Source organism: Microbacterium sp. BF1, assembly GCF_019279095.1.
Lineage (GTDB): Bacteria > Actinomycetota > Actinomycetes > Actinomycetales > Microbacteriaceae > Microbacterium > Microbacterium maritypicum.
Map to the genome: position 1 here is coordinate 1 of NZ_JAGYWT010000528.1, position 1,639 is coordinate 1,639.

General features: G+C 68.2%; 2 protein-coding genes. One reads left to right on the top strand and one right to left on the bottom strand.

The annotated features are described in order from the left end of the window. Nucleotides 1–126: 126 nt before the first annotated feature. The gene (locus KZA10_RS14440; RefSeq protein WP_374196598.1) at nucleotides 127–906 is read right to left on the bottom strand and encodes an FAD-binding oxidoreductase; all 780 of its coding nucleotides are present in this window, start codon (nucleotides 904–906) and stop codon (nucleotides 127–129) included. Between the two features lie 73 nt (nucleotides 907–979). Between KZA10_RS14440 and KZA10_RS14445 the strand changes: the two genes are divergently transcribed. Next, the gene (locus KZA10_RS14445; protein ID WP_218683231.1) at nucleotides 980–1,597 is read left to right on the top strand and encodes a GntR family transcriptional regulator; all 618 of its coding nucleotides are present in this window, start codon (nucleotides 980–982) and stop codon (nucleotides 1,595–1,597) included. Nucleotides 1,598–1,639 lie beyond the last annotated feature (42 nt).

The window sequence follows — 1,639 nt, forward strand, 5'->3', positions numbered from 1 at the left end:
GACCCAGGAAGAGGTGATGTGATGAGCGTGACGAAGGGACTGCTTGTCAGGCTGGAGGCCCTGCCCGGCAAGGAAGACGAGGTCCAGGAATTCCTCGGCATCGGGCGAGGGCTCGTCGAGGAGGAACTAACGGGCCTCGGCTACGAACGCGAGCGTGCCCTCGGATCCGATGATGAGGTGCTCGAGGATGCGCACCGGATCGTCGAAGTCGAGCAGGGCGTTCAGGCCGTAGCCCATGGTGTTCTTCATCGAGAACTGCTGGCGGAGGAACGCGACGTGCTCGGGCGAGGCGAGCAGACGTGCCCGCAGATCGAGAAGGCCGTCGGCGATCGCGGGCTCTGCCGCGCGCAGCACCTCGTTCGCATCCGGGCGACCCGTGTCGAGGATCGTCCCGCTCGGCAGCACGATCGTCATCGACTCGATGGTCTGGTACGAGTTCTCGGTGATACCGCACGCCATGCCGCTGGAGTTGTTCGCGACGACTCCGCCGATCGTGCAGGCGATCTCGCTCGCCGGGTCGGGGCCGAGCTTGCGGCGATACCGCGTGAGCCTGGTGTTGACCTGGCGCACGGTCGCGCCGGGTCCGACGCGCACCATGGCACCGTCGTCCTCCACGCGGATGTCGCGGAAGTTGCTGCGTGTGTCGACGAGGATGTCGCCGCTCACGCTCTGCCCGGACAGGCTGGTACCCCCGGAGCGGAACGTCATGGTGCGTCCGGCGGCGCGGACGGCGCCGAAGGCGCGGGCGACGCCCTCGGCATCCGCGGGGGAGAGCACGGCGTCGGGGATCAGCAGGTAGTGCGAGGCATCATGAGCGCGGGCGAAACGATCGATGGAGCGCGAGTGGACCTGTGTCGTGGAACCCAGCAGTGTGGGATCCAGCGGCTCGGCGAGGGTGGTCGTCACGGTGCTCCTCTGCTTCATCGGAAGATTGTCTGACAAGTGTACCGACATGGTGCGGCTTCGATAGGCTGACCGGATGACCAGCACACCGGAGACACCGCTGGGAGTCGTCGGCGTCGTGGATGCGGTGACGGCCCAGCTGCGCGGTCGTATCCTCAGCGGCGAGTTCCGTTCGGGAGATCCGCTCACGGAAGCCGCGGTGTCACAGTCGTTCGGCGTCGCCCGCCCGAGCGCGAAGGCGGCGATCGAGCAGCTCGTGGCGAGCGGGCTCATGGTGCGTACTGCGCATCGGAGCGCGCGTGTGGTCGGGATCGATCCCGAGGCCGTGCGCGACGTCTACCGGACCAGGACCCGCCTCGAGAGCGCCGCACTTCGCGACCTCGCCGTGACCAGGACGGTTCCGCGTGCCGCGCTCGAGGCGAATGCGGAGATCCTCGCGATGCCCCCCGGCCCCGACCCGGCGACCGTGGATCCGGACCTGCGGTTCCACACCGCTCTCATCGATGCGCTCGACAGCGAGCGCACCGGACGCATGTACCGCAGCGTCCTCGACGAGGTGCGGTTGTGCATGGCGCAGGTGCAGGGGCGCCACCTTCTCGACGCGGCGGCCATCGCGGCTCAACACGCAGACATCCTTGCGGCCGAGAACGGTTGCCCCTCCCCGCCTGATGCCGAAGGAGGGGCACCAGCATGAACAAAGAGTGGGCCATGTGGGCCACCGCGGCGATTCTCGCCG

Coding starts and splice junctions, on each gene's coding strand:
- KZA10_RS14445 (WP_218683231.1), top strand. CDS start 980: ATGACCAGCACACCGGAGACACCGCTGGGAGTCGTCGGCGTCGTGGAT.